This window comes from Pseudomonas sp. NY15364 (assembly GCF_048068235.1).
In the GTDB taxonomy this organism is placed as follows: Bacteria; Pseudomonadota; Gammaproteobacteria; order Pseudomonadales; family Pseudomonadaceae; genus Aquipseudomonas; species Aquipseudomonas mendocina_D.
In genome coordinates this window covers 28,756-48,445 of record NZ_JBLUPX010000003.1, presented here as the reverse complement: position 1 = coordinate 48,445, position 19,690 = coordinate 28,756, and the positions used below count along the sequence as shown (strand labels likewise).

Annotated in this window: 18 protein-coding genes; 13 read left to right on the top strand and 5 right to left on the bottom strand. The window is 64.0% G+C overall.

Going from position 1 to position 19,690, the window contains the following annotated elements:
• Positions 1–12: 12 nt before the first annotated feature.
• Both ACNFCJ_RS03770 and ACNFCJ_RS03765 read right to left on the bottom strand, forming a co-directional pair.
• The gene (locus tag ACNFCJ_RS03770) at positions 13–567 is read right to left on the bottom strand and encodes a nucleoside deaminase (RefSeq protein ID WP_209450202.1); all 555 of its coding nucleotides are present in this window, start codon (positions 565–567) and stop codon (positions 13–15) included.
• A gap of 237 nt (positions 568–804) precedes the next feature.
• Positions 805–1,692, bottom strand: a complete 888-nt coding sequence (locus ACNFCJ_RS03765) for a LysR substrate-binding domain-containing protein (protein WP_013716500.1) — start codon at positions 1,690–1,692, stop codon at positions 805–807.
• A gap of 213 nt (positions 1,693–1,905) precedes the next feature.
• Here ACNFCJ_RS03765 and ACNFCJ_RS03760 point away from each other — a divergent pair, with 213 nt between their 5' ends.
• The 6 genes from ACNFCJ_RS03760 (at position 1,906) to ACNFCJ_RS03735 (ending at position 8,597) form a co-directional block, all read left to right on the top strand.
• Positions 1,906–2,733: an FAS1-like dehydratase domain-containing protein gene (locus ACNFCJ_RS03760; RefSeq protein WP_209450201.1), complete on the top strand. Its 828-nt coding sequence runs from the start codon at positions 1,906–1,908 to the stop codon at positions 2,731–2,733.
• Positions 2,734–2,956: 223 nt separating this feature from the next.
• On the top strand, positions 2,957–4,120 hold the full coding sequence (locus ACNFCJ_RS03755) for an acyl-CoA dehydrogenase family protein (RefSeq protein ID WP_179591960.1): 1,164 nt from the start codon (positions 2,957–2,959) through the stop codon (positions 4,118–4,120).
• A gap of 10 nt (positions 4,121–4,130) precedes the next feature.
• Complete coding sequence (locus ACNFCJ_RS03750) at positions 4,131–5,483, top strand: MmgE/PrpD family protein (protein ID WP_416769863.1); 1,353 nt, start codon at positions 4,131–4,133, stop codon at positions 5,481–5,483.
• A gap of 14 nt (positions 5,484–5,497) precedes the next feature.
• A complete protein-coding gene (locus ACNFCJ_RS03745) occupies positions 5,498–6,700 on the top strand; it encodes a CaiB/BaiF CoA transferase family protein (protein ID WP_209450198.1) in 1,203 nt (400 codons plus the stop codon).
• Positions 6,700–7,527 carry an HpcH/HpaI aldolase/citrate lyase family protein gene (locus tag ACNFCJ_RS03740; RefSeq protein ID WP_209450197.1) on the top strand — a complete coding sequence of 276 codons (828 nt, stop codon included), beginning with the start codon at positions 6,700–6,702 and terminating at the stop codon, positions 7,525–7,527. The genes ACNFCJ_RS03745 and ACNFCJ_RS03740 overlap by 1 nt, the downstream gene beginning before the upstream one ends.
• Before the next feature lie 74 nt (positions 7,528–7,601).
• On the top strand, positions 7,602–8,597 hold the full coding sequence (locus ACNFCJ_RS03735) for a TRAP transporter substrate-binding protein (RefSeq protein WP_017362113.1): 996 nt from the start codon (positions 7,602–7,604) through the stop codon (positions 8,595–8,597).
• Positions 8,598–8,795: 198 nt separating this feature from the next.
• Here the strand turns inward: ACNFCJ_RS03735 and ACNFCJ_RS03730 are convergent, their stop codons facing one another.
• A complete protein-coding gene (locus ACNFCJ_RS03730; RefSeq protein ID WP_275860452.1) occupies positions 8,796–9,731 on the bottom strand; it encodes a hydroxymethylglutaryl-CoA lyase in 936 nt (311 codons plus the stop codon).
• A gap of 157 nt (positions 9,732–9,888) precedes the next feature.
• The gene (locus tag ACNFCJ_RS03725) at positions 9,889–11,091 is read right to left on the bottom strand and encodes a CaiB/BaiF CoA transferase family protein (RefSeq protein WP_209450195.1); all 1,203 of its coding nucleotides are present in this window, start codon (positions 11,089–11,091) and stop codon (positions 9,889–9,891) included.
• Between the two features lie 168 nt (positions 11,092–11,259).
• Between ACNFCJ_RS03725 and ACNFCJ_RS03720 the strand changes: the two genes are divergently transcribed.
• From ACNFCJ_RS03720 to ACNFCJ_RS03690, 7 genes are all read left to right on the top strand, one after another.
• Positions 11,260–12,180, top strand: a complete 921-nt coding sequence (locus tag ACNFCJ_RS03720; protein ID WP_209450194.1) for a LysR family transcriptional regulator — start codon at positions 11,260–11,262, stop codon at positions 12,178–12,180.
• A gap of 118 nt (positions 12,181–12,298) precedes the next feature.
• Complete coding sequence (locus ACNFCJ_RS03715; protein ID WP_017362110.1) at positions 12,299–13,303, top strand: TRAP transporter substrate-binding protein; 1,005 nt, start codon at positions 12,299–12,301, stop codon at positions 13,301–13,303.
• Positions 13,304–13,453: 150 nt separating this feature from the next.
• Positions 13,454–14,080 (top strand): TRAP transporter small permease, encoded by a 627-nt coding sequence (locus ACNFCJ_RS03710; protein ID WP_209450193.1) that lies wholly within the window; start codon positions 13,454–13,456, stop codon positions 14,078–14,080.
• Positions 14,080–15,363, top strand: coding sequence for a C4-dicarboxylate TRAP transporter large permease protein DctM (gene dctM, locus ACNFCJ_RS03705; protein WP_209450192.1), 1,284 nt, complete (start codon positions 14,080–14,082; stop codon positions 15,361–15,363). The genes ACNFCJ_RS03710 and dctM overlap by 1 nt, the downstream gene beginning before the upstream one ends.
• A gap of 226 nt (positions 15,364–15,589) precedes the next feature.
• The gene (gene acs, locus ACNFCJ_RS03700; protein ID WP_003462147.1) at positions 15,590–17,551 is read left to right on the top strand and encodes an acetate--CoA ligase; all 1,962 of its coding nucleotides are present in this window, start codon (positions 15,590–15,592) and stop codon (positions 17,549–17,551) included.
• Positions 17,552–17,710: 159 nt separating this feature from the next.
• Positions 17,711–17,902 (top strand): hypothetical protein, encoded by a 192-nt coding sequence (locus ACNFCJ_RS03695; protein WP_416769860.1) that lies wholly within the window; start codon positions 17,711–17,713, stop codon positions 17,900–17,902.
• A 96-nt stretch (positions 17,903–17,998) separates the two neighbouring features.
• Entirely contained in the window at positions 17,999–18,778 is a 780-nt protein-coding gene (locus ACNFCJ_RS03690) for an EAL domain-containing protein (RefSeq protein ID WP_084341110.1), read from the top strand.
• Positions 18,779–18,998: 220 nt separating this feature from the next.
• Here ACNFCJ_RS03690 and ACNFCJ_RS03685 read toward each other — a convergent pair whose 3' ends face one another.
• Positions 18,999–19,676, bottom strand: a complete 678-nt coding sequence (locus ACNFCJ_RS03685) for a DUF4197 domain-containing protein (RefSeq protein WP_416769859.1) — start codon at positions 19,674–19,676, stop codon at positions 18,999–19,001.
• Positions 19,677–19,690: the final 14 nt, after the last annotated feature.

The following is a 19,690-nucleotide window of genomic DNA, read 5'->3' as shown; positions in this document are numbered from 1 at the left end:
CCCCTACGGTTTTCAGCAACCGCCGCGCCAGGCCTGTATTACGCGTTGTCGGAGTACCTGCCGATCCTGCAGGCGATCGATCATTCGCTCAGCCAGGTCGAGCCAGTAGGGATCGACCTTGGCCTGCACCATGCACGCACCCGAGGCAAGATTGGCCCAGGCCGGTGGCAGGCGGCCGTGGCGCAGGGCGAAACCGCCGTCGCGGTCGCGCGCCAGATAGCGCACGCGGGTGATGCCGGCCAGCAGGATACGGCCATAGCACATCAGGCAGGGTTCGAGGCTGACGTAGAGGGTCAGACCTCGGCGGTCGACCTGCGCATGTTCTCTTTCGAGCTGGTCGAGCACCTGCATCTCGGCGTGGGCGGCGCTGGCGTAGGCCGAGGCGAACACCTGGTTGCGCCCGCTGCATAGCAGTTCACCGGCCTCATCCACCAGCAAGGCACCGACCGCGTAGCAGCCATCCTCGATTGCCAGCAATGCCTGTTCGCAGCAAAGCCTGGCCCAGGTGTCATCGACATGAGTGCTGGCGGGCGCCTGCTGTAACAGGGCTAGGTGCTCGGGGTTCATGGCGTCTCCATGGCTGGCGAAGTGTTGCCGGAGTATGGCCTGCCATTGGTCGGGTGCCCTACGACCTTGGTGCAATAGGCAGGGTGGGGCTGCGCGGCGACACTGAGCGCGTCCCGATCATCCTGCGTGATATGGGTGCAAGCGTTTCCGCATTCCTCTCGGGGAATGCCTTGAATGGGCGGGCGACCAATTGGTCGCCCTTTTTTTATCCCCAGATTCCCGCTCGCCGAGCTTCGCCTAGACGCCCTGATTCAGCCTGTCGATCAGCGCCCGCACGCTCCCCGGCAATGCATCCAGCTCGCGCACCAGCATGCTGCGCTCGCGCACCGCCCAGGCTTCGTCCAGTTGCAGGATCACCAGCTGCATGGTGCGGCTGTGCCGACGTGCGGCCGACTCGGGAATGATGCCGATACCGACGCCGCCTTCGATCATCCGGCAGATCGCCTCGAAGCTCGATACCTGGATGCGCAGCGCCAGGCTGCCGCCGAGCTTTTCCACCTGTTCGCGCAAAAAACTCAGCAGGGTGCTGCCCTCGTGCAGGCCGATGTGTTGGTAGGCAAGGGTGTCGTTGAAACTCACCGATTGCCGCTGTGCCAGCGCATGGCCCAGAGGGACGGCCAGCACCAGGCGGTCGGTGCTGAAGTGCAGCACCTGCAGCCCCGGCGCCTGCACCGGGCCGGCGATAATGCCCAGATCTGCCGCGCCATCGAGTACGCCACGCACGATGTCGCGGCTGAGGCGCTCCTGCAGGTCGACGGTGACGCCGGGGCGCTCGGCGAGAAAGCCGGCCAGCACCTCGGGGAGGAATTCGGTCACTGCCGTGGTGTTGGCGAAGATGCGGATATGCCCGGCGGCATCGGTGCCGTATTCGGTGAATTCGCTCTTCAGGTAATCCACCTGACGCATGATCAGCCGCGCGTGCTGCAGCAGGCGCTGGCCGGCCGGGGTCAGCTCGACACCGCGACTGTCGCGGTACAGCAGGCGGCTGCCGAGCTGGCTTTCCAGTGCCTTGATCCGCGCACTGGCAGCGGCTGGCGAGAGAAACGCCTTGCGCGCGCCCTGGGTCAGGCTGGGGGACTCGGCGATATGGATGAACAGGCGCAAGTCGGGCAGATCGAAGTGCATGGGTTCCTCTGCTTCTGAGGGAGCGGCCGGGCGGCGATCCGCTTCAGCCGCGACGCCCAGGCTTCCCCGGAGGACACCGCGGCTAAAGCCCCTCCCACCTAGAAATATGGCGTTCAGAATAACCGAACGCCGGTTTAAATAAATGCGGATTCTCTGAACGCATGCGGCGTCGCATGCTCCAGCTCACACAAGAACCGAGCTGGAACCTGTCCCATGAGTGATTCTGCTTTTTCCGCCTGGATCGGTCGTAGCGAAGAAGTCCACGACCAACTCAGCCGCAATCTGGTCAAGCGCATCGCCGCCACCTTTGGTGAAGTCACGCCTGCCCATGGCGAGGCGCTGCCGCCGCTGTGGCACTGGGCGTTCTTTCAGGAACCGGTCGCCGAGAATGGTCTGGGCGAGGACGGTCATCCGGCCCGTGGGGGCTTCCTGCCGCCGGCGGACAACCGCAACCGCATGTGGGCCGGGGGGCGTGTCGAGTTCATCCAGCCGTTGCGCGTGGGCGGCGAAGCCAGCCGGGTATCGACCATCAAGCACATCGAGGAAAAGCACGGGCGCACCGGCGCACTGCTGTTCGTTACCGTGCAGCACGACTACCTGCAGGATGGCCAACTGGCCATCCGCGAAGAGCAGGACATCGTCTACCGCGAGCCCAGCCCGCCCAAGACCAGCAGTGGCGAGCCGCTTATTGCCGGCGACTGGCGTGAGGCAGTCACACCGTCCAGCACCCTGCTGTTTCGCTACAGCGCCGTGACCTTCAACGGCCACCGCATCCACTACGACTGGCCCTACGTCACCGCAAGCGAAGGCTACAGCGGCCTGGTGGTACACGGCCCATTGATCGCCACCCTGAGCCTGCGTGCCTTCTGCCGCGCCAGCCCGCAGGCGCGCCTGCGCCGCTTCGCCTATCGCGGCCTGCGCCCGTTGATCGCGCCGCAACCCTTCGAGGTGGGCGGGCGTCTGCTGGGCGAAGGCCAGGCCGAGCTGTGGGCCGGCAACGAAGCCGGCCTGGCACAACGCGCCGACGTGCAATTCGACTGATTTTGTAGGGCGAACCGGGATGCTGATTTCGTAGCGCGGACCCAGGAGCCTAAGCGAACAGTCCGCCGACTGAGGTGAGCCCAACACCAAGCGGCGTACTGCTTCCGAGCGGCCGGCGTCCCGGTACGCCCTACATGTCTGCATGGATGCAGGAGGCCAAAGCCTAGTACGCCCTACATCGTGCCCGAGGGGCGCCACGCCACACATGATTCGAGGAAGACCGATGAACCACAACAATAACGAAGAACTCAATGCGATCCGCGAAGGCGTGCGCGCCCTCTGTGCGGAGTTTCCTGCCGAATACTGGCGCAAGATCGATGAAGAGAAGGGCTTCCCGGAAGCCTTCGTCACGGCCATGACCGAGGCCGGCTGGCTCTCGGCGATGATCCCGGAAGAGTACGGCGGCTCGGGTCTGGGGCTGGCCGAGGCGTCGGTGATCCTCGAAGAGGTCAACCACTGCGGCGGCAACTCCGGCACCATCCACGGGCAGATGTACAACATGTTCACCCTGCTGCGTAACGGCAGCGAGGAGCAGAAAAGCTACTACCTGCCCAAGCTGGCCAGCGGCGAGCTGCGCCTGCAGTCGATGGGCGTCACCGAGCCCACCACCGGCACCGACACCACTAAGATCAAGACCACCGCGGTCAAGAAGGGCGATAAGTACGTCATCAACGGGCAGAAGGTGTGGATCTCGCGCGTGCAGCATTCCGATCTGATGATCCTGCTGGCGCGTACCACGCCGCTGGCTGAGGTGCAGCGCAAGTCCGAGGGCATGTCGATCTTCCTGGTCGACCTGCGCGAGGCCATAGGCAACGGCCTGACCGTGCAGCCGATCGCCAACATGGTTAACCACGAGACCAACGAGCTGTTCTTCGACAACCTGGAAATCCCCGCCAGCAGCCTGATCGGTGAGGAGGGCAAGGGTTTTCGCTACATCCTCGATGGTCTCAATGCCGAGCGCACGCTGATCGCTGCCGAGTGCATCGGCGACGGTCGCTGGTTCATCGAGAAGTCCGCGCAGTACGCCCGCGATCGCGTAGTGTTCGGCCGGCCCATCGGGCAGAACCAGGGCGTGCAGTTCCCCATCGCCGAGGCGCATATCGAGATCGAGGCCGCCGACCTGATGCGCTGGCGCGCCTGCGAGGAATACGACGCCGGGCGCAACGCCGGAGCGGCGGCCAACATGGCCAAGTACCTGGCGGCCAAGGCCAGTTGGGAGGCCGCCAACGCCTGCCTGCAGACCCACGGCGGCTTCGGCTTCGCCAACGAATACGACGTCGAGCGCAAGTTCCGTGAAACCCGCCTGTACCAGGTGGCACCGATCTCCACCAACCTGATCCTGAGCTATGTGGCCGAGCATCTGCTCGAGCTGCCGCGCTCTTTCTGAGGTCTCCGCGATGAGCACACATACTCAGCAACTCGCAGCATTCCTCGCCGATCTCAATTACGAGCAGATTCCCGAGCACGTACTGGATCGCACCGAAGACCTGTTCCTCGACTGGCTCGGTTCGGCTCTGGCCAGCGAGGGCGCGCGGCCTATCCCGCTGTTTGAGGCCTATGCACAGAAGATGGGCCCGATCGATGGCCCAGCGCGCATCCTGGTCAATGGTCGCGGAACCTCGGCGTACTTTGCCGCGCTGGTCAACGGTGCCTCGTCCCACTTGGTGGAGCAGGACGACCTGCACAACAGCTCGGTGCTGCACCCGGCCACCGTGGTCTTTCCGGCGGCCCTGGCCGCTGCGCAGGATCTCGGCAAGTCTGGTCGCGAGTTGCTGCTGGCCTCGGTGGCCGGCTACGAGGCGGGCATTCGCATCGGCGAATTCCTTGGCCGCTCGCATTACCGCATCTTCCACACCACGGCGACGGTGGGCACCCTGGCCGCTGCGGTGGCCGTGGGCAAGCTGCTGGATTTCGACCAGCAGCAGTTCATCCACCTGCTCGGCAACGCCGGCACCCAGGCCGCAGGGCTGTGGGAGTTCCTGCGCGACGCCGCCGACTCCAAGCAACTGCACACCGCCAAGGCTGCTGCCGATGGTCTGCTCGCCGCGTACTTCACCGAGCAGGGCCTGACCGGCGCGCAGAACATCCTCGAAGGCGAGCAGGGCATGGCTGCGGGCATGTCCAGCGACGCCAATCCAGCCGCGTTGTCCGACCGTCTCGGCAGCCGCTGGGCGCTGGTGGAAACCTCGTTCAAGTTCCACGCCTCGTGCCGTCACACTCATCCGGCTGCCGATGCGCTGCTCGACCTGATGCAGCGTGAAGGTCTGCGTCATGGCGATATCGCTCAGGTCGTTACTCATGTGCACCAAGGCGCCATCGATGTGCTCGGCCGCGTGGTGGTGCCGCAGACCGTGCACCAGGCCAAGTTTTCCATGGGCACGGTGCTCGGCCTGATCGCCGTGCATGGCAAGGCGCAGCTCACCGAATTCGCCAACCTGTCGTTGACCGATGCCGATGTCGCCGCCTTCCGCGACAAGGTCAGCATGCGCCTCGACCCCGAGGTCGATGGTGCCTATCCGGCTCGCTGGTTGGGCCGGGTCGAGGTCGTCACGGTCGACGGCCGCACCCTGCATGGCGCCATCGACGAGCCCAAGGGCGATCCCGGCAACACCCTCAGTCGCGCCGAGCTGGAAGACAAGTTCCGTCGCCTGCTGGCCTTCGCCGGCAAGCGCAGCAGCGATGAGGAGGGTGTGCTGATCGAGCAGGTCTGGCGCCTGCGCGAGACCGATGACCTGAGCCACCTGGCCTGACCGAGGACATGGACATGAACAATGCACAACAAATTCGGCCACTGGATGGCATCACCGTGGTCAGCCTGGAACATGCCATCGCTGCGCCGTTCTGCACCCGTCAGCTTGCCGACCTCGGCGCGCGGGTGATCAAGGTCGAACGGCCCGGCAGCGGCGACTTTGCCCGTGGTTATGACGAGCGGGTTAACGGCCTGGCCTCGCATTTCGTCTGGACCAACCGCTCCAAGGAAAGCCTGACCCTCGACCTCAAGCAGGACGATGCGACGCAGGTGCTCGATAGCCTGCTGGCCAAGGCCGACGTGCTGGTGCAGAACCTCGCGCCGGGCGCCGCGGCGCGCATGGGGCTTTCGTTCGAAACGCTGCACGAACGCTTCCCGCAACTGATCGTCTGCGACATTTCCGGCTATGGCGAGGGCGGCCCATACGAGCAGAAGAAGGCCTATGACCTGCTGATCCAGAGCGAGGGCGGATTTCTTTCCGTCACCGGGGGGCCAGGCGAGGAGGAGATGGCCAAGGCCGGCTGTTCCATTGCCGATATCGCTGCCGGCATGTACGCCTACACCGGTGTGCTCTCGGCGCTGATGCTGCGTGGCAAGACAGGCCTCGGCAGCCGTGTCGACGTGTCGATGCTGGAAAGCCTGGTGGAATGGATGGGCTACCCGCTGTACTACGCCTACGACGGCGCTACGCCGCCGCCGCGTGCCGGGGCCGCGCACTCGACCATCTATCCCTATGGCCCATTCCCGGCCGGCGATGGCGGCACGGTGATGCTCGGCCTGCAGAACGAGCGTGAATGGCAGGCGTTCTGCGCCAAGGTGCTGGAGCAGCCGGAGCTGGCTGCCGACGAGCGCTTCTCGGCCAACTTCAAGCGCTCGGCCAACCGCAGTGAGCTGCGCGCGCTGATCGTCGAGGCCTTCTCGCGCATGAGCACGGCGCAGGTGATCGAGCGCCTGGAGCAGGCGCAGATCGCCAATGCCCAGGTCAACGATATGGCCGGTGTCTGGGCTCACCCGCAACTTCACGCACGCCAGCGCTGGCGTCAGGTCGACAGCCCCAGCGGCCGTCTGCCTGCGCTGCTGCCGCCGGGGCGTAACAACGCCTTCGAGCCGCGTATGGACGCCATTCCGGCGCTGGGTCAGCACACCGATGCGCTGCTCGCCGAGCTGGGCTACGGCGTGGGTGATATTCAACGCCTGCATCAACAGGGGGCCGTGTGATGAACCACTCCATCATTCGTACCGCGCTGTTCGTGCCAGCCAGTAGACCCGAGCGTATTCCCAAGGCGCTCGCCGTGGGCGCCGACGCGGTCATCGTCGACCTGGAAGACGCCGTGCAGGAAAGCCTGAAGGTCGAGGCTCGTACTCATCTCGATGCCTTTCTCACGGCTAACCCCGAGGCCCGTCTGCTGGTACGCATCAACGCGCCGGAGCATGCCGGTCATGGCGCTGATATCGAGCTGTGCGCACGCCATGCCGGAGTCATAGGTGTGCTCTTGCCCAAGGTGGAGTGCGCCGCTCAGGTAGCCCGCGTTGCGGCTTGTGGCAAGCCGGTTTGGCCGATCATCGAGAGTGCTGCGGGGTTGTTGGAGTTGCCGTCCATTGCACGGGCCTCGGGCGTCGAGCGGCTGTCCTTTGGCGCGCTCGACCTTGGGCTGGACCTGGGCCTCAGCAGCGGCAGCGCCGCGGCCGAGCGCATGCTCGATCAGGCTCGTTACGCCCTGTTGCTGCATTCGCGCACGGCGGGCCTGGCGGCGCCACTGGACAGTGTGTTCCCCGCCATCGAAGACCGCGACGGTCTGGCCCGTACCGCACGTGATGCCCGCGACATGGGCTTCGACGGTTTGCTGTGCATCCACCCCAAACAGGTGGAGGTCGTCCATCGCGCGTTGCTCCCGGCCGAGGAGGAATTGGCCTGGGCGCGCCGCGTGATGGCAGCGGCCAGCAGCGGTGAAGGTGTCTTCGTTGTCGACGGCCAGATGGTCGACGCCCCGGTGCTGGGCCGCGCCCGACGACTGCTGCAACGCGCTGGCGAGAGCCCTGCCTGAATACCGGCCGGAGGCACCACGCCACCGGCCATTTCGTCCCACGTACCGACCTACAAAAACAATGAGGTAACGTCATGTTCAAACTCACCGCCAAGGCGCTGGCCTGCGCCGCCATCCTCTCCTGTACCGGCCTGGCACAGGCGGCCGATGAGCCCATCCTCATCAAGTTCGCCCATGTAGTGGCGGACAACACGCCCAAGGGACAGGGCGCGCTGTTGTTCAAGAAACTGGCCGAGGAGCGCCTGCCAGGGCGGGTCAAGGTCGATGTCTACCCTAACTCCTCGCTATTCGGTGATGGCAAGGAAATGGAGGCACTGTTGTTAGGCGAGGTGCAGATGCTGGCGCCGTCGCTGGCCAAGTTCGAGCAGTACGCCAAACCGGTGCAGATCTTCGACCTGCCGTTTCTGTTCGACAACATGGAGGCGGTCGATCGCTTCCAGGCCAGCCCCGAGGGCCGCGGCCTGCTGACCTCCATGGAAGACAAGAACATCACCGGCCTGGCCTACTGGCACAACGGATTGAAGGTGATGTCGGCCAACAAGCCGCTGCGCGAGCCGTCCGACGCCCGTGGCCTGAAATTTCGTGTGCAGGCTTCGGCGGTGCTCGAGGAGCAGTTCAAGGCGGTACGGGCCAACCCGCGCAAGATGAGCTTCGCCGAGGTCTACCAGGGGCTGCAGACCGGCGTGGTCAACGGCACCGAGAACACCTGGTCGAACTACTACAGCCAGAAGGTGCACGAGGTGCAGAAGTACATGACCGAGTCCGATCATGGCCTGATCGACTACATGGTGATTACCAACACCAAGTTCTGGAAGGGCCTGCCGGATGACGTGCGCAGCGAGCTGGAAACCATCATGGCCGAGGTCTCCGTCGAGGTGAACAAGCAGGCCGATGACTTGAACCGCAAGGCCAAGCAGGACATCGCCAAGGCCGGTACCACCGAGATCATCGAGCTGACCCCGCAGCAGCGCGCCGAATGGCGTGAAGCCATGCGCCCGGTGTGGAAGAAATTCGAGCAGGAGATCGGTGCCAAGCTGATCCAGGCGGCGGAGAAGTCCAACCAGCAGTGATCTTGCGCTGCAAACGAAAACGCCCGGTGCTTGCACCGGGCGTTTTTTTGTCGCGGCTAAAGCCCCTCCCACAACATTGGAAGGGCGTAACGTTTGGGGCAGCGATGGGGTATGGCTAAAGCCGCACGCCGTTCAGCCCTTCCTCAGACCAGCGTCATCGTGTGGGAGGGGCTTTAGCCGCGATTTGGTAGCCGAGCCTTAGAGCCCGGCTTCCTGCATCCACTTCGGCTTGGGATAGCGGCGATCGGATTTGCCGGCCTTGAGGATGGCGCCCGGTACATCGTGGCCGATCAGACCGGGCAGGGTGGCGGCTGCGTCGAGCAGGGCATCGAGGTTCACGCCGGTGTCCAGGCCCATGCGCTGGAACATGTGCACCAGATCCTCGGTGCAGATATTGCCGCTGGCGCCCGGTGCATAAGGGCAGCCGCCAAGGCCGCCGAGGGAAGCGTCGAAACGGTCGATGCCGGCGTTCAGCGCAGCCAGGGCATTGGCCAGGCCCATGCCGCGGGTGTTGTGAAAATGCGCGGTGAACACCGCTTCCGGCCAGCGCCGCAGTGACTCGCGGCAGATGCGCTCGACCTGCGCCGGATCAGCCATGCCGGTGGTGTCGCACAAGGTCACGCCCTGCACGCCGATTGCCAGCAGGCGCTCGGTCAGCTCATGCACGCGGGCCTCGGGTACCTCGCCCTCGAAGGGGCAGCCGAAGGTGGTCGACAGCGAGGCGTTGATGAATACGCCGCTGCCACGGGTGACCTCGATGATCTCGGCGAACTGCGCCAACGATTGCTCCGGCGTCATGCGCAGGTTGGCCAGGCCGTGGGTGTCGCTGGCCGACATCACCAGGTTGATCTCGTCCACCTCGCAGGACAGCGCGCGCTCGCAGCCGCGTACGTTGGGCACCAGCACGGTGTATTCCACGCCTGGCACGCGGGCGATACCGCGCATCACCTCTTCGGCATCACGCAGGTTGGGAATCGCCTTGGGCGAGGTGAAGGAGGTGACCTCGATCTTCGCCAGGCCGGTGTTGGACAGGCGGTCGATCAGGGCGATCTTGTCTTCGGTGGGGACAAAGGAGGCTTCGATCTGGAAGCCATCGCGAGTGGCGACGTCCTGGATGTAAAGGCGTTTGTTCATATCGTGTCCTGTTAGTGATCGTTCCCACGTCGAGGCGTCGAACCGTCCGCGTGGGAATGCATCTTGGGACGCTCTGCGTCCCGCTATCCACGGCGGACGCGGAGCGTCTGGGGCTTGGCTCCCACGCGGAGCGTAGGAGCCATCGATATCCACCTACTCAGATAATCCCGCGCTCGCGCAGTCCTGCGACCTGTTCCGCGCTCAGGCCGAGGCCTTCGAGGATGTCGTCGTTGTGCTCTCCGAGCTGCGGGCCGCCGGTGCCGATACGGCCTGGCGTGCGGCTGAGCTTGGGTAGTACGCCCGGCACCTTGAGCGGGCCGACGCTGGTCTGCACCTGCTCGATCATCTGTCGCGCCAGGTAGTGCGGGTCCTGCACGATGTCGGCGGCGGTGTAGGGATAGCCGGCCGGCACGCGCGCGCCCTTGAGTGCTTCGATCACCTCGTCGCGGCTGCGCTGGGCAGTCCACTCGGCGATGGCGCCGTCGATCAGTTCGGCGTGCTGGCTGCGCCCGTCGTTCTGCGCCAGGCGTGGGTCGTTACCCAGGTCGTCGCGGCCAATCAGGCTCATCAGGCGCTTGTAGATGCTGTCGCCATTGCCGGCGATCAGCACGTAGCTGCCGTCGTTGCAGGGGTAGGAGTTGGACGGCGTGATGCCGGGCAGGGCGCTGCCGGCTGGCTCGCGGACGTAGCCGAAGGCGTCGTATTCGGGGATCAGGCTTTCCATCATGGCGAACACCGACTCGTACAGCGCCACGTCGATCTCCTGGCCTTCGCCGCTGCGCGCCCGCTCCTGCAGGGCCAGCAGCACGCCGATCACGCCGTACAGCGAGGACAGCGAATCGCCGATGCTGATACCGACGCGCACCGGCGCCTGGCCGGGGTAGCCGGAGAGGTGGCGCAGGCCGCCCATGGCTTCGCCAATCACGCCGAAACCGGGCAGGTCGCGGTAGGGGCCGGTCTGCCCATAGCCGGAGATGCGCAGCATGATCAGTCGCGGGTTGATCGCCTTCAGCGCGTCATAACCCAGGCCCCAGCCCTCCAGCGTGCCGGGGCGGAAGTTCTCCACCAGCACGTCGGCCTCGGCCACCAGCTTGCGCACGATGTTTTGGGCTTCGGCCTGTTTCAGGTCGAGGGTCAGCGAGCGCTTGTTGCGTGACTGCACGTGCCACCAGAGCGAGGTGCCGTCCTTGATCTTGCGCCATTTGCGCAGCGGGTCGCCGACGCCCGGCGGCTCGATTTTGATCACGTCGGCGCCGAATTCGCCGAGCAGCTTGCTGGCGAAGGGACCGGCGATGAGCTGGCCCATCTCGATCACCTTGAGCCCCTGCAGGGCCATGTTGCTGGTGTTGTGTTGAGTCATGGCTGCACCTGATTTGCCTGTGCGTTTCTCGTGGTGCGCAGAATGGCGCAGCGGCGCGGTGCCGACAATTGCTCAATGGCCAAGCTAGGCTTCGCGTATTGCGAAGTGGCATGCTGTAAATCAGCTTTCTGGCGGCTTCGCTTCGCCAGGCACGAAATGGAGACCTTTATGCGCCGCATCGATTTCGTCACCCTCAAGCTGTTCGTCGCCATCGCCGATGAGCGCAGCCTGACCCGCGCTGCCGAGCGCGAGCACTTGGCCCTGGCGGCGGTGAGCAAGCGCGTCAGCGACCTGGAAAACCAGCTCGGCATCGCGCTGCTCTATCGCCAGCCCAAGGGCGTCGAACTGACTCCGGCCGGCCATGCATTGCTGCACCACGCGCGCAACATGATGGACAACCTCGAACAGCTCAACGCCGACCTCAGTGAGTTCAGTGAAGGGGTCAAGGGCCATGTGCGCATTCACGCCAACACCTCGGCGGTGATCGAATTTCTGCCCGAGGACCTGGCCAGCTTCAGTCGCCTGCACCCGCAGGTGAAGATCGACCTGGAAGAGCGGGTCAGCAGCGAGACCATCCGCGCCGTGCGCGAGGGGCTGACCGATATCGGCATCTTCGCCGGGCATGTGCCGGCCGAGGATCTGCAGGTTTTCACCTACCGTCACGATCAGTTGGTGCTGGTCACCCCGCGCGAGCATCCCCTGGCCGAACGCGACGGCCTGTTCCTGCGCGAGGCGGTGGGCTTCGATTTCATCGGCCTGCAGCAGGACGCTTCCCTGCATAGCCTGCTGCAGCACTCGGCGCACAGCCAGGGCGTGGCCTTGCGCCTGCGCATTCAGGTACGCAGCTTCGAGGCCATTTGCCGGATGATCCATACCGGCATGGGTGTTGGCGTGTTGCCGGATCTGGCAGTGCGTACCTACCTGCCGGCGCTCGATGTGCGGGTGATCCCGCTGCACGATCCCTGGGCTCGGCGTGAGCTCAAGGTGGCGGTACGTAATCAGGACAACCTTTCGCTGACCGCGAAGCAGATGCTCGATCACCTGCGAAACAGTGGCGCGACAGAGAGATATTCAGCGCTGCCTTCGTGAATGCCGAAGGCTCGGTTGTTCAAATGTGAATTTCAGCCGGGGGGGCGGCGGAGTAGAGTCCGGGCCAATCGAAGGGGTTTCTCCCTCGACGCTCAGACAAAAACAACAGGAGCCTTCCATGAAGTTTTCTTTCGTCCGTCGTGGCCTAGCCGGTGTGCTCGCCGGTTGCGCACTGCTTGGCGCACTCTCGGCACACGCAGCTGATCCGATCTTGATCAAGTTTTCCCATATCACCGCTGATAGCACGCCGAAGGGCCAGGGCGCGCTGATGTTCAAGAAACTGGTGGAGGAGCGCCTGGCCGGCAAGGTCAAGGTCGATGTCTACGCCAACTCCTCGCTGTATGGCGATGGCAAGGAAATGGAAGCCCTGCTGCTCAACGAAGTGCAGATGCTGGCGCCGGCACCGTCCAAGCTGGAGCAGTACACCAAGCAGCTGCAGCTGTTCGACATGATGTTCCTGTTCGACGACGTTGCCGCCGCGCAGCGCTTCCAGTCCTCGGAGAAGGGCAAGGCACTGCTCAAGTCGATGGAGAGCAAGGGCATCACCGGCCTGGCCTACTGGCTCAACGGCATGCGTCAGCTCACCGCCAACAAGCCGCTGGTCGAGCCAAGCGACGCCCGTGGGCAGAAATTCCGCGTGCAGCCGTCCGACCTGCAGGCCGCGCAGTACAGCGCCCTGCGTGCGGTACCGCGCAAGATGAGCTTCGCCGAGATTTACCAGGGCCTGCAGACCGGCGTGGTCAACGCCCAGGACAACCCCTGGTCGAACATCTACTCGCAGAAGTACTTCGAGGTGCAGAAGTACATGACCGAGTCCAACCATGCCATCGGCAACTACCTGCTGATCACCAATACCCAGTTCTGGAACGGCCTGCCGGCTGACATCCGCAGCGAGCTGGAGCAGATCGTCGACGAGGTGACTGTCGAGGTGAACAAGCAGGCCGAAGCGCTGAACGCCGAAGCGCGCCAGGCGATCCTCGATACAGGCAAGAGCGAGATCATCACCCTCACGCCCGAGCAGCGCGCCGCCTGGCGTGACGCCGTGCGCCCAGCGTGGAAGAAGTTCGAGGCCGAGATCGGCACTGATGTGATCGAGGCTGCGCAAGCCGCCAATCAGCAATGAGCCCATGGCCGCCTCGGGCCCACGCACCCGGGGCGGTCTTTCATTCGCCGTCGCCTAAGACGGCGTTTGCCAATGACGAATATCGCGCTGGTCCTGGCTCGGTTAGATTCGTCCGACTCCTGACAATCACAAGAACCTCGCGGAGATGCCATGAACGCCTTGCGGCGCGTCTGGGAGCACTTCGAGGAAGGCTTCATCGCTTTCCTCCTGGCGGCCATGACGCTGATCACTTTCGTCTACGTGATCCTCAACAACTTCTACACCCTGTTCTATTGGCTGGGTGACACCTTCGGCGGTAACGAGACCCTGCTCGCTATCGGCGACTTCATTCTCGACATGGCCCAGGCGATGACCTGGAGCAATGCCCTGACCAAAGCCCTGTTCGGCTGGCTGATCTTCTTCGGCCTGGCCTACGGCGTGCGCACCGCCGGCCACATCGGCGTCGACGCACTGGTCAAGCTCGCCCCGCGCGGTATCCAGCGCATCATCGGCGTGATCGCCTGCCTGTGCTGCCTGGGCTACGCCGGCCTGATCGCCGTCGGCAGCTTCGACTGGGTCCGCACCCTGTTCATCGCCGGCATCGGTGCCGAAGACCTCGGTCACTACGGCATCAAGCAGTGGCACATCGGCATGATCGTGCCGTTCGGCTACGCCATGGTGTTCATCCGTTTCACCGAGATTCTCGTGCGCATCCTGCGCAACGAGCAGACCGGGCTCGGCCTGGCTGACGAAGCCGCCGATGCGCTGAAAATCAATGAGCACGAGGAGGCCAAATAATGACCGTTCTGTTCCTCTTCCTGCTGCTGTTCCTGCTGATGTTCATCGGCGTGCCGATCGCCGCGTCGCTCGGCCTGGCCGGCTCGATCACCATCATGCTGTTCAGCCCGGACTCGGTACGCTCGCTGGCGATCAAGCTGTTCGAGACTTCCGAGCACTACACCCTGTTGGCGATCCCGTTCTTCTTGCTCTCCGGCGCCTTCATGACCACCGGTGGCGTGGCACGTCGCCTGATCGACTTCGCCAACGCCTGCGTCGGTCATATCCGTGGCGGTCTGGCCATAGGTGCGGTACTGGCGTGCATGCTGTTCGCCGCGCTGTCCGGCTCCTCGCCGGCCACCGTAGCGGCAGTGGGCTCCATCGCCATCGCCGGCATGGTGCGTTCCGGTTACCCGCAGGCGTTCGGCGCCGGCATCGTCTGTAACGCCGGTACTCTGGGCATCCTGATTCCGCCGTCGATCGTGATGGTGGTGTACGCCGCCGCCACCGAGCAGTCGGTGGGCAAGCTGTTCATGGCTGGTGTGATCCCCGGCATTATGCTCGGCGTGGTGCTGATGGTGGCGATCTACATCGTCGCGCGCATCAAGAAGCTGCCGGCCCTGCCACGCGCCAGTTTCCGCGAGTGGCTGCGCGCTGCGCGCGAGGCGTTCTGGGGCCTGCTGCTGATGGTGATCATCCTCGGTGGTATCTACACCGGTATGTTCACCCCGACCGAGGCCGCAGCCGTGGCAGCGGTGTACGCCGGTTTCGTCGCCCTGTTCGTGTACAAGGACCTGACCATCCGCGAGTGCCCGAAGGTGCTGCTGGAGTCCGGCAAGCTGACCATCATGCTGATGTTCATCATCGCCAACGCCATGCTCTTCGCCCACGTGCTGACCACCGAGCAGATTCCCCAGCAGATCACCGCCTGGGTGGTCGAGCTGGGCCTGCAGCCGTGGCAGTTCCTGCTGGTGGTGAACATCGTGCTGCTGGTGGCCGGTGCCTTCATGGAGCCGTCGGCGATCATCCTGATCCTGGCGCCGATCCTGTTCCCGATCGCCATGCAGCTGGGCATCGACCCGATCCACCTGGGCATCATCATGGTGGTGAACATGGAGATCGGTTTGATCACGCCGCCAGTGGGGCTGAACCTGTTCGTCACCTCGGCGGTGACCGGCATGCCATTGACCGCAGTGATCCGCGCGGCGATGCCATGGCTGATGCTGCTGCTCAGCTTCCTGATGATCATCACCTACATCCCGGCCGTGTCCATGGCCCTGCCGAACTGGCTGGGCATGAGCTAGAGCAACCGTCGATCCCGCGTCTACCTCTGTGCCCGGCCTTGTGCCGGGCTTTTTTTGTCCATGCGCCGCGACATATCCCTGGCGCTGACGATTTGGCTGGGCATGCGCCAGAAACTGGTTCAAGACCATGGTCTTAGAGCGGTAAGACCATGGTCGAATGGCCTCACGAAGGGTCGGGGGATACAAAAGGCACCATACAAAAACAACTCCCCGTCGAGGTGATTCCATGAGTGCTGCGTCTCTTTACCCTGTGCGTCCCGAGGTGGCCGCACGGACCCTCACTGACGAGGCCACCTACAAGGCCATGTATCAACAGTCCGTGGTCAACCCCGAGGGTTTCTGGCGCGAGCAGGGCAAGCGGATCGACTGGATCAAGCCCTACACCAAGGTCAAGCAAACCACGTTCGATGACCACCACGTCGATATCAAGTGGTACGCCGATGGCACCCTGAACGTCTCCTACAACTGCCTCGACCGTCATCTGGAAGAGCGTGGTGACCAGGTCGCGATCATCTGGGAAGGCGACGACCCTTCCGAGCACCGCGAGATCACCTATCGCCAACTGCACGAAGAGGTGAGCAAGTTCGCCAACGCCCTGCGTGGCCAGGACGTGCACCGTGGTGACGTCGTCACCATCTACATGCCGATGATTCCCGAAGCCGTGGTGGCGATGCTCGCCTGCGCGCGCATCGGCGCCATCCATTCCGTGGTCTTTGGCGGCTTCTCCCCGGAAGCGCTGGCTGGCCGCATCATCGACTGCGAGTCCAAGGTGGTGATCACCGCCGACGAGGGCCTGCGTGGTGGCCGCAAGGTGCCGCTGAAAGCCAACGTCGACGATGCGCTGACCAACCCGGAAACCGCCAGCGTGCAGAAGATCATCGTGGTCAAGCGCACCGGCTCCGACATCAAGTGGAACCAGCATCGCGACATCTGGTACGAAGATCTGATGAAGGTCGCTGGCAGCGTCTGCGCGCCGAAGGAAATGGGTGCTGAAGAAGCCCTGTTCATCCTCTACACCTCCGGTTCCACCGGCAAGCCCAAGGGCGTGCTGCACACCACCGGCGGTTATCTGACCTACGCTTCGCTGACCCATGAGCGCGTGTTCGATTACCGTCCGGGCGAGGTTTTCTGGTGTACCGCCGACATCGGCTGGGTCACCGGCCACACCTACCTCGTCTACGGGCCGCTGTCCAACGGCGCCACTACCCTGATGTTCGAGGGCGTGCCGAACTATCCGGACGTGCGTCGCGTGGCGCAGATCGTCGACAAGCACAAGGTCAACATTCTCTACACCGCGCCGACCGCGATCCGCGCCATGATGGCTGAGGGCAAGGCCGCAGTCGAAGGTGCCGATGGTTCCAGCCTGCGTCTGTTGGGGTCTGTGGGTGAGCCGATCAACCCGGAAGCCTGGCAGTGGTACTACGAGAACGTTGGCCAGAGCCGCTGCCCGATCGTCGATACCTGGTGGCAGACCGAAACCGGTGCCTGCCTGATGACCCCGCTACCAGGTGCTCACGGCCTGAAGCCGGGTTCTGCCGCACGGCCGTTCTTCGGCGTGCAGCCGGCGCTGGTGGACAACCTGGGTAACATCATCGAAGGCCCTGCCGAGGGCAACCTGGTGATTATCGATTCCTGGCCGGGTCAGGCACGTACCCTGTACGGCGACCACGACCGCTTCGTCGACACCTACTTCAAGACCTTCCGCGGCATGTACTTCACCGGTGACGGTGCGCGCCGCGACGAAGATGGCTACTGGTGGATCACCGGTCGCGTCGATGACGTGCTCAACGTCTCCGGCCACCGCATGGGCACCGCCGAAGTAGAAAGCGCCATGGTCGCCCACCCGAAAGTGGCCGAGGCCGCGGTGGTTGGCGTACCGCACGACATCAAGGGTCAGGGCATCTACGTCTACGTCACCCTGAACGCTGGCGAGGAGTCTTCCGAGCAGTTGCGTCAGGAGCTGAAGAACTGGGTGCGTAAGGAGATTGGTCCGATTGCCACGCCGGACGTCATTCAGTGGGCGCCTGGCCTGCCGAAGACTCGCTCGGGCAAAATCATGCGCCGCATCCTGCGCAAGATCGCTACCGCCGAATACGATTCCCTCGGCGACATCTCCACGCTGGCCGATCCTGGCGTGGTGCAGCACCTCATCGACACGCATCGGCAGATGCAAGCCGCCTGCGCCTGATCGGTAACGGCAACCGAAAGCCCCGCCCGGCCACAAGCCCGGCGGGGCTTTCGTTTTGGGTTATGCCCTCCTTCGCCGTCGGCTTCTGCCGGAGCCGGCGGCGCCGAACAACTGGTCGGCGCCGCGCAGAACATCTCCAGCGCCGCCAGCCAGCTGTCGGTGTCCACTCAGGAGCAGTCCCACGCAGCCACCAGTGTGGTCGGTGTGGTGGATCAGATCTCCCTGGCGCTGCGTGAGCAGACGGTCGCCAATCAGGACGTGGCGCGCAATGTCGAGCGCATCGCACAGATGTCGATGGAGAACAGTGAGGCGGTGGCCGATATATCGCGTACCGCACAAGGCTTGCAGTAACTGGCGTTGTCGCTGGAAAAACAGGTGGCTTCCTTTCGTTTTTGACTAGGATGACAATGACGGAGTCTCCACGTCTTGTTCTATAAGGAAGCGCCTATGGGTATTGTCAGCCAGAGCATCTTTCCTCAGCCATTTCGGGCTGTGGGCTGCGCCGAGTGTCGCAACCCCGAGGCATTGGGGTTCGACTTCACCATGGCCTTTCAGCTGATTCTGGATGTCGAGGAGCAGCGACCCTTCGCCTACGAGGCGCTGGTGCGTGGTGTCAACGGCGAGTCGGCGGGGGAGATTCTCGGACGGGTCAACGATGGCAACCGCTACCGTTTCGATCAGGCCTGCCGGGTCAAGGCCATTGAGCAGGCTGCGAAGCTCGGGCTGCTCGATATTCCGGATTGTCTGCTCAGCATCAACTTCCTGCCTAATGCGGTGTATCGCGCCGAGACCTGCATTCGCGCCACGCTGGAGGCGGCGCAGCGCTTTGACTTCCCGCGCGAGCGGCTGATGTTCGAGGTGACCGAAGGCGAGCAGATCCATGATGCGGAGCACCTCAAGCGGATCTTCGCCGAGTACGGCAAGCAGGGCTTCACCACCGCCATCGACGATTTTGGCGCGGGCTACTCCGGGCTCAATCTGCTGGCCGAATTCCAACCGCACCTGCTCAAGCTGGACATGGCCCTGACCCGCGGCATCGATCAGGACCCGGTGCGCCAGGCCATCGTCGCCGGTATCGTGCTGGTCGCGCAGCGCCTGGGCATTCGCATCATCGCCGAGGGCATCGAAAGTGTTGGTGAGCGTGATGCGCTGATCGAGCTTGGTATCCGCTACATGCAGGGTTTTTTCTTCGCCAGGCCCGCGTTGGACAAGCTTTGTCTGCCCTAAGCGCAAACGCACCGCTGGTGGGGACAGTTAAGCGCTGACGTAGCGAGTGTGAGCGGCGCCCTGCCGCGAATCAGGGCGGCGTGCTATGGCCAAAAAAGGATAACCCGCAGGTCACATCACCCGTAGGAGCCGCGCCTCGCGGCGAATCGAAAGATCACCGCAAAGCCAAAGGCTTCGCCCCGGGGCGGGGCTCCTACTCAGGCTGCGTCAAGGGCTCTTCTCAGAGCGCGCCGAACACCTTCTTCGCCAGGCTGGTAGCGGCACCGGCCGGGTTCTGGCGGATGCTGGCTTCCTGCTTGGCAATCATCTCGAACAGGCCATCGAGAGCCTGTTCGGTCACGTAGCTTTCCACCGTGCTGCTCTTGGCGTCGACCACGCCAAAGCTGGCGGCCTGGCCGGCGAAGGCGTTGTATTGCTGGGCCAGGCCGACCTGGTCGGTGGCCTGCTTGACGATGGGCAGGAACTTGGCGCGGATCTGCTCGCGGCTGCTCTTGTTCAGGTACTGGGTGGCCGAGTCCTGCGGGCCGCTGAGAATCGACTTGGCGTCGGCTACGGTCATCTTCTTCACCGCGTCGACCAACAGAGCCTGAGCCTGCGGCACGGCGGCTTCGGCAGCCTTGTTCATGCTCGCTTCGAGCTGATCGACCTGGGTACCCATGCCCATCATCTTCATGGTCTTGGCGGCTTTGCCGAGTTTGCCGGGCAGTTCGATGCGCACGTCCGGGTTGTTGCTGAAGCCGCCGGGCGTGCCCAACTGCTTGACGGCCACCTGGGCGCCCTGGATCAGCGCGTCCTTGAGACCACCGCTGGCGTCCTGCTGGCTTAGATCGGAGAGGGACAGCGCGAAGACGTTGGCCGAGAGCAGCAGGCCAGCGGCAAGAGTAGTGAGGCGCAGCATGATGGTGATCCTTG